10 protein-coding genes are annotated in these 7,460 nt (G+C 68.0%); 2 read left to right on the top strand and 8 right to left on the bottom strand.

The features are described from left to right. Both GOAMR_RS24180 and GOAMR_RS12305 read right to left on the bottom strand, forming a co-directional pair. Positions 1 to 118 (bottom strand): histidine kinase N-terminal domain-containing protein (locus tag GOAMR_RS24180; protein ID WP_005187890.1); only part of this gene is annotated, 118 nt, incomplete at its 3' end. Positions 119 to 148: 30 nt separating this feature from the next. Beyond that, complete coding sequence (locus tag GOAMR_RS12305; protein WP_005187887.1) at positions 149 to 364, bottom strand: biotin/lipoyl-binding carrier protein; 216 nt, start codon at positions 362 to 364, stop codon at positions 149 to 151. A 145-nt stretch (positions 365 to 509) separates the two neighbouring features. Between GOAMR_RS12305 and GOAMR_RS25890 the strand changes: the two genes are divergently transcribed. Then, positions 510 to 584 carry a 50S ribosomal protein bL37 gene (locus tag GOAMR_RS25890; protein WP_370452957.1) on the top strand — a complete coding sequence of 25 codons (75 nt, stop codon included), beginning with the start codon at positions 510 to 512 and terminating at the stop codon, positions 582 to 584. A gap of 166 nt (positions 585 to 750) precedes the next feature. Here GOAMR_RS25890 and rsrA read toward each other — a convergent pair whose 3' ends face one another. After that, the gene (gene rsrA, locus GOAMR_RS12300) at positions 751 to 1,083 is read right to left on the bottom strand and encodes a mycothiol system anti-sigma-R factor (RefSeq protein WP_005187885.1); all 333 of its coding nucleotides are present in this window, start codon (positions 1,081 to 1,083) and stop codon (positions 751 to 753) included. Then, positions 1,080 to 2,132: a sigma-70 family RNA polymerase sigma factor gene (locus tag GOAMR_RS25760; protein ID WP_005187882.1), complete on the bottom strand. Its 1,053-nt coding sequence runs from the start codon at positions 2,130 to 2,132 to the stop codon at positions 1,080 to 1,082. The genes rsrA and GOAMR_RS25760 overlap by 4 nt, the downstream gene beginning before the upstream one ends. Positions 2,133 to 2,212: 80 nt before the next feature. On the opposite strand from GOAMR_RS25760, the gene GOAMR_RS12290 reads away from it, so the two are divergent. Continuing rightward, on the top strand, positions 2,213 to 2,986 hold the full coding sequence (locus tag GOAMR_RS12290) for an SOS response-associated peptidase (protein WP_005187879.1): 774 nt from the start codon (positions 2,213 to 2,215) through the stop codon (positions 2,984 to 2,986). Here the strand turns inward: GOAMR_RS12290 and GOAMR_RS12285 are convergent. The 4 genes from GOAMR_RS12285 to GOAMR_RS12270 all read right to left on the bottom strand — a co-directional run bounded on the left by GOAMR_RS12285 (position 2,983) and on the right by GOAMR_RS12270 (position 7,439). Continuing rightward, positions 2,983 to 3,360, bottom strand: coding sequence for a DUF5313 family protein (locus GOAMR_RS12285; protein WP_040515109.1), 378 nt, complete (start codon positions 3,358 to 3,360; stop codon positions 2,983 to 2,985). The two genes, GOAMR_RS12290 and GOAMR_RS12285, sit on opposite strands and share 4 nt — an antisense overlap. A 166-nt stretch (positions 3,361 to 3,526) precedes the next feature. Beyond that, positions 3,527 to 4,546 (bottom strand): zinc-binding alcohol dehydrogenase family protein, encoded by a 1,020-nt coding sequence (locus tag GOAMR_RS12280; RefSeq protein WP_005187874.1) that lies wholly within the window; start codon positions 4,544 to 4,546, stop codon positions 3,527 to 3,529. A gap of 41 nt (positions 4,547 to 4,587) precedes the next feature. Continuing rightward, complete coding sequence (gene malQ / locus GOAMR_RS12275; protein WP_005187871.1) at positions 4,588 to 6,747, bottom strand: 4-alpha-glucanotransferase; 2,160 nt, start codon at positions 6,745 to 6,747, stop codon at positions 4,588 to 4,590. An 89-nt stretch (positions 6,748 to 6,836) separates the two neighbouring features. After that, on the bottom strand, positions 6,837 to 7,439 hold the full coding sequence (locus GOAMR_RS12270) for a TetR/AcrR family transcriptional regulator (protein ID WP_306302440.1): 603 nt from the start codon (positions 7,437 to 7,439) through the stop codon (positions 6,837 to 6,839). Between the last annotated feature and the right edge of the window lie 21 nt (positions 7,440 to 7,460).

Below are 7,460 nucleotides of genomic sequence, written 5' to 3'. Positions count from 1 at the left end.
GGTCGGCGAACGACAGATCCGCGAGCAACTGCCATTCGGCGACGAGGCGCTGCAGATGACCGGCGGCGGCATCGGACAGCGTGGTGTGCTCGGCGAGCAGATCTACCAGCGTCGACATCTGTGTCCCGCGCTTGTCGGCCGGGTGCGGCTACTGGTAGACCGCGATGACGTCGCCGGCCTGGATCACATCGCCGACCTTGACCTTCACCTCGGCGAGCGTTCCGGGGTCCTCGGCCAGCACCGGGATCTCCATCTTCATCGACTCCAGCAGCACCAGGGTGTCCCCCACCTCGACCCGCTGTCCCCCTGCTGCGGAGACCTCAAGGACGGTTGCCACGATCTCCGCGACGACATCTTCAGCCATGAGGAGAATCTAGCCGACCCCTGCCGGGGATGAGAGGCGCACCTGGTACTGCCCGCAGGGCCGGGACGTGGGCTGATTTCCGGGAGCGGCCCCCGACGTGGGATGATCGACTCTGACCAACGGTAGACATCAAAGGAGATCCGCCATGGGCAAGCGTGGACGCAAGAAGCGCGCTCGCAAGAAGAACGCAGCCAACCACGGCAAGCGCCCGAACTCCTGACATTCGTCTGCACACGAGAAGTCGTCTGCAGCAACACGTCGAGTTCGACCCACAAGACCCGGACCGCACACGGTGCGACCGGGTCTTGTTGCATCCGGGGTTCTTGCTGTATTCGGGGTTCTTGCTGTATTCGGGGTCTGTGGCATCCGGGCCGTGTCGCGCCCGGTCAGCGGGTGGTGTCGTCGGGGAACACCACGGTGGTGCGGCTGACGACGGTCTTGTGGATCTCCAGCCGCAGCCGGTCCCGCAGGCCGGCGGGTGCCTCGTCGCCGCCGCATTTGCGGCTGATCAGCGCTTTGAGGTCGCGTTCGATCCCGTAGTGCTCCAGACACGACGGGCAGTTGTCGATGTGACCCTGGATCCGGCTGCGGGCGCCGGGGTCGCATTCGTTGTCGAGCAGCAGCCACACGTCGGCCAGGACCGCGCTGCAATCGAGGGTGACGAACTCGGGGTCGGTATCTCCCGGAATCCCGGTGTCTTCCGGTTCAGTGGCGCTCACCGTGATACCTCACTTTTCTGCGCGGTCCGCGCAGTCTTCTTCTCGGGGTCGGTTGTCTTCTCGGGATCCGGATCCGCTGGGGACCCGCTGGCTTCGGATTTCTTACCGCCGGACTTCCTGGCTTTTTTCCCGCCGTCGGAACCCTTGGGCGAGCGGTTGAATCCACGTTCGCGGGCCACCTCGGCGAGCAGTTCCCGGAGCTGGCGGCGGCCCCGGTGCAGCCGCGACATGACCGTCCCGATGGGGGTGTCCATGATCTCGGCGATCTCCTTGTACGGCAGACCTTCGACGTCGGCGTAGTAGACGGCCATCCGGAAGTCCTCCGGCAGCGCCTGCAGCGCCTGTTTGATCTCGTCGTCGGGCAGCGCGTCGAGGGCCTCGATCTCGGCCGAGCGCAGCCCCGACGAGGTGTGCTCGGCCGTGGCGGCGAGCTGCCAGTCGGTGATCTCGTCGGTGGGATACTGCGCGGGCTGGCGCTGCTTCTTGCGGTACGAGTTGATGTAGGTGTTGGTGAGGATGCGGTACAGCCACGCCTTGAGGTTGGTGCCGTCGCGGAACGAGGCGAACGCGGTGTACGCCTTGATGTAGGTCTCCTGGACCAGGTCCTCGGCGTCGGCCGGGTTGCGGGTCATCCGCAGTGCGGCGCCGTACATCTGGTCGAGCAGCGGCAGTGCGTCCCGCTCGAACCGGGCGGTGAGGTCGGCTTCCGATTCATTCGGGTCGGCACGGCGCGGCGCGGAATCCACGTTGTCGTGGCCGTCCACCTCCTCCGGTGAACTGTGTGTCGCGCCCGAATCCGAGTCAGCCACTGCGATCCCTTCGATGTCGACCGGGGGCACCGGCGTCTGTGGCGCGGTGAGCACCTGGCGGAACTCGATGTGCCCACGCAGCGTGCCGGAGCGCCCACTGCTGTCGGACAAGCTTACCGACGGCACCTGTCCGGCGGGTGCGTCCGGGGCGACTGACACGTCGCCGTAGGCTCGGGTGAGCAGGTTGGGGCTGACGCTCACGGCTTCGACCTTTCCGCTGTCGGCATGGGCAAGTGACATGAGTTGCCAACATAGTTTCGTGGGAGTTTGTTCCGTATGCCCGCAGCTCCGTGACGCCGGTTCCGTGACACCATGGACGCATGTGCGGACGTTACGCGGTGACCACCGATCCGGCGAAGCTCGCCGCCGAGATCGACGCGGTCAACGAGGTTCCCGACGTCGGTGACGGCACGGAATCGGCCACGCCGTCGCCAGGCGTCAACTACAACGTCGCTCCCACCACCTCGGTGATGACCGTCGTCAAACGGCACGACCACGAGTGTCCCGACGACGATCCGCGGCTGCGGATCCGCGCGATGCGCTGGGGTCTGGTGCCGTCGTGGTCGAAGGAACCGGGCAAGGGGCCGTTGCTGTTCAACGCCCGCGCCGAGACTGCGGCGCAGAAGAGTTCGTTCCGGTCGTCGGTGAAGTCGTACCGCTGCCTGGTGCCGATGGACGGCTGGTACGAGTGGAAGAAGGGCCCGCCCGACGTCAAGGGCAAGCCGACGAAGATCCCGTTTTTCATGTCACCGCGCGACGGCACCCGGCTGTTCATGGCCGGGCTGTGGTCGGTGTGGCACGCCAAGGACGACAGTGGCAAAGAGGGCGGGGCAGTTCCTCCGCTGCTGAGCTGCTCGATCCTGACCACCGACGCCGTCGGCAAGCTGACCGAGGTCCACGACCGGATGCCGCTGATCATGCCGTTCGACCATTGGGACCGCTGGCTGGACCCCGACCATCTGGCGCCGAGCGCCCTGTTCCGCGCACCGACCGAGGAAATCGCCGACGCCATCGACATCCGCGAGGTGTCGCCGCTGGTCAACCGTGTCGCCAACAACGGTCCGGAGCTGTTGGCCGAGGTGCCTAACCGCTAGTCGCGGCGGTAGATGTTCTCGTATTCGCTGCGGGTGTCGGCCTTGCGCCGGTCCCGGGACTCGTTGACCAGGTCGGGGTCCAGGCCGTTGCTGTGCAGCAGATGCCGCCGGTACACCCTCATCAGCGCGAACTGGAAGTAGATCAGCGGCAGCAGCAGAAGCAGCATCATGCACAGCCGGATGATCAGTGGCCCCGGCACGAACGCGAACGCGATCAGGATCGGGATCAGCGGCAGGATGCCGCGGATGAAGTACCGGCGGGCGTTGCCCGGTCCGACGACGTCGTTGCGCACCCACTCCCGCATCCCGTCCGGCAGCGGACGGCCCAGCAGATACTTGACGCGCTGGATCAGGGACGGTTGCGTAGCGGACATACCCCCCATGATCGCACGCCCCGAAAACATCAGGCCGCCACCAGGACGACCACATGTTTGGCCGCGCGGTGAGATCAGGCGCAGCGCCCGTTCTGGAGCGACGACACGCGAGCGAGGAACGAGCCCGCGTGGCGGAGTGAAGAACGGGAAGGAGCGGAGCCTGATCTCACCGCAAATCCAGCACAGCGGCCCCGTCGAAAGCGCCGGCCTTGAGATCCCGTAGCGCCTGGTCTGCTTGGTCGAAGGGGTAGGTGTGGGTGGTGGCGCGCACCCCGTGGCGGGCGGCGAGTCGGAGGAATTCGCGGCCGTCGGCGCGGGTGTTGGCGGTGACGGACCGGATTTCTTTCTCGTAGAACAGTTCTCGTTCGTAGTTGAGCGGCGGGGTGTCGGTGAGGTGGATGCCGGCGATCGAGAGGATGCCGCCGCGGTCGAGGGCGCGCATGGCGACGGGTACGAGTTCGCCGACGGGGGCGAAGGTGATGGCGGCGTCGAGTGGTTCGGGTGGTTCGTCGTAGGCGTCTCCGGCGGATGCGGCGCCGAGGGACAGTGCCAGGTCGCGGGCCTGTTGTCCGCGGGTCATGACGTGGACGGTGGAACCGAGGGCGATGGCGAGCTGGGCGCACAGGTGGGCGCTGCCGCCGAAGCCGTAGAGGCCGAGCCGGGCGGGCATGGTGCCGGGTTCGCGGCGGGCGCGTTTGAGTGCGCGGTAGCCGATGATGCCTGCGCAGAGCAGTGGTGCGGCGGCGACGTCGTCGAGGCCGTCGGGGATGCGGTAGGCGTAGGCGGCGGGGACGGTGGTGTATTCGGCGTAGCCGCCGTCGGTGTCCCAGCCGGTGTAGGTGGATGCGGCGCACAGGTTTTCGTCGCCGCTGCGGCAGTGGCGGCAGGTTCCGTCGGTGTGGTGCAGCCAGGCGACGCCGACGCGGTCACCGATGCTGAATCCTTCTGCGCTGGGGCCGGTTTCGGCTACCTCGCCGACGATTTCGTGCCCGGGGGTGACGCCGGGCCGGTGGACGGGCAGGTCACCCTCGGTGACGTGCAGGTCGGTGCGACACACCCCACAGACGCGGACTCTGACGAGGAGTTCGCCGGGTCCCGGTGTGGGCGTGGGTTTGTCGACGAGGCGCAGTGGGGCGGCGCCGTTTCTGTCGATCGGCCCTGGCTCGGTGACTGACCACGCTCGCATGCAGTCCAGCGTATGCCCGGTGGGCGGCGGAGGCGAGGGGCTCAGGGCATGTCGGGGTTCTCAGGGCATGTGGGGGGTGGACCTGTGAGCGCGTCGATGAGTGCGGTGAACCGGGGGTGGCCGTCGAGGTCGTCGACGAGGACAGCCGTGCCGGTGTCGTCGGCGAGCGGGATGCGCCAGTTGGGGTATTGGTCGCCGGTGGTGCCGGGCTGGTTCTGGATGCGCCGCTCCCCCACGGCGTCGACGAGGGCGACGCTGAGCAGGATGGACGGGCTGCGGGCGATGAGCCGGTACAGCGCCGCGACGGTGCCGGGGTTGACGAGTTCCGCGTCGTCGGTGAGCAGTCCGCGATCGACGGCGAGCTGGAGGATGGCGTCGCGGTCGCGGGCGTCGCGGGCCCGTTCGGCCTCTTCACCGGTTTCGAGGAGACCGAGCTGTGAGCGCAGCGCGATGTGGTCGCCGGCGAGGTAGCCGAGGGTGGGCGGCAGGTCGTGGGTGGTGACCGCGGTCAGGCACAGCGCCCGGTACTCCTCGGGCGGGATCGGTGCGTACGGGCCGTGCTCGAACCACAGGATGGAGGTGCCGAGGATCCCCCGATCACGCAGAGTGTCCTGCACAACCGGCTCGAACACACCGAGATCCTCACCGATCACGACGGCCCCGGCTCGTTGCGCTTCGAGGGCGAGGATGCCGATGAGGGCGTTGTGGTCGTAGCGCACGTAGGCGCCGCCGGAGGGCGGGTTGCCGTCGGGGATCCACCACAGCCGGAACAGGCCGAGGATGTGGTCGACGCGGACGCCGCCGGCGTGCCGGAGGATGGTGCGCAGCATGTCCCGGTAGGGCGCGTATCCGGCTGCGGCGAGCCTGCGGGGATGCCAGGGCGGTTGGCTCCAGTCCTGGCCCTGCTGGTTGAAGCCGTCGGGCGGGGCACCGACGCTGACCCCTTGGGCGAGTGTGTCTTTGAGTGCCCACGCGTCGGCGCCGGTGCGGTTGACGCCGACGGCGAGATCGGCGATCACCCCGACGGCCATCCCGGATTCTCGCGCCGATGTGTCGGCGGCGGCGAGTTGCTCATCGCAGATCCATTGCAGCCAGCAGTGGAAGTCGATGCGGCCGGCGAGCTTGGATACCTTGCGCGCCAACCTGTCCGGATCGTCGAGCCGGACGGGCCAGCGGTCGGTGCGGGCGCCGTATCGCTCGGCGAGTGCGCACCAGGTGGCGAACCGGACGAGCCCCTCGCCTTCCCGTTCCCGGAACGCGGCGAAATCCCCGGCCCGCTCACCGCCGATCCCGAGGTCGTAGATCTTGTTGAGCCACAGCAGTTTCAACCGGTAGGGCTTGTTGCGTTTGATCTTTCCGGCCGACGTGTTGACCGGCTCGAATTCCGTGGCGACCTTGGCGAGTTTCTTGCGCAGCCCTTTGGGTAGTCGCGCGGCCTCGGGAATGTCCTGCACCCGGATGTAGAGCGGGTTGACGAACCGCCGGGTGGTGGGCAGGTAGGGCGAATCCTCCACCGGCGGTATGGGTTCGGCGGCATGCAGCGGGTTGATCTGCACGAAGTCGGCGCCGTGTCCGGTGCCGGCGATCTCGCAGATCCGGGCCAGGTCGCCGAGGTCGCCGACGCCCCAGGATTGCCTCGAGCGGGTGGAGTACAGCTGGATCGCCAGCCCCCAGCGTTGCCGGCCTCCGAGGGCGTCGGCGGTGGTCAACCGTGCGGGGGTGACGATGAGCGGCGCCTCGACGGTGTGGTCGCGGGCCGGGTTGTGCGCGTGCAGCGTGTGATAGCCGATGCCGAGGTCGGTGGGGACGATGAAACTCGCCCGACCGGTCAGTACCCCGTCGATCTCACGCGGATCCACCCAGTGATCGGCCTGCTGCACCGGTACCGACTCGCCGTCCTCGGTGGTGATCCACACGTGCACCGGATCCCAGTGCGGTACATGCACGTTGAACCAGTGACCGGTTCCCTCGGCGGCGACGGTGACCGCGGGCAGAAAGGCCCGCCACTCGTCGGCATCAGCCTCGGCCAGCGCCGTGTCCACCCAGTCCGGGCCGCCGGTGTCGACGCCGAGCGCCGCCAGCACGCTGATCAGCGTCTCGGTTGCCACCTCGTGGCCGAGTTTGTCCCAGCCCACATAGCTGTCGGCGACGCCCAGTCGTCCGGCCAGTTCCACCAGCCGCGCGCGGTCCACGGTGCTCACCCGACCATCGTCGCAGCATTTGGCCCGCCGCGCCGGACTACCGCCGACGATTGCACCTCTATCCGGTATTCAGGTGCCACGACCTGGCACTAGGACTCCGTTCGGGTGGACGGCGGGCGCCATCCGTCGACCACCGCCATGGCAGCGGTCGCCGGGTCCGCTTCGGCCGGAAAATGCCCGGACAGCAACAGCATCGACAGTCCGTGCACCTGTGCCCACAATGACGCCATCACGGTGGCGGTCTCGGCATCGCGGCGGACGAAGCCGGCGGCGATCGCGGCGACGACACCGTCGTGCAGGGGGGTCATCGCGCGGGTCGCCGCCGCCTGAAGCTCGGGGCTCTGCGGGATTCCGGCGAGGGACCCGCCGAACATCAGCTCATACAGCCGCGGATTCTCCAGTGCCCAGCCGACGTAGTGCGCACCCAGACCCGCCAGCACATCGGCAGGAGCCGAGTTGGCGACCGCCTCCTCCTGGTGCGCGGCAAAGGATTCGAAGGACCGCACCAGCACTCCGGCGGTGAGCGCGGTCTTGCTGCCGAGCAGCGAGTACACCGCCGTCGTCGACGTGCCGGCCAGGTGCGCCACCTCGCGCACCGACAGCGCGCCGACGCCTCGGTCCGCGACAACCTCGACGGCCGCGTCGAGCAACTTGTCACGAAGGTCATCCGAGTACACCTTGGGCCTTGCCATGTGGGAAATCATTCCATAACA

Origin of the sequence: Gordonia amarae NBRC 15530, from assembly GCF_000241345.1 — a bacterium.
GTDB lineage: Bacteria > Actinomycetota > Actinomycetes > Mycobacteriales > Mycobacteriaceae > Gordonia > Gordonia amarae.
Note: the sequence above shows the minus strand (reverse complement) of the source record. Positions and strands in the feature narration are given on the sequence as shown.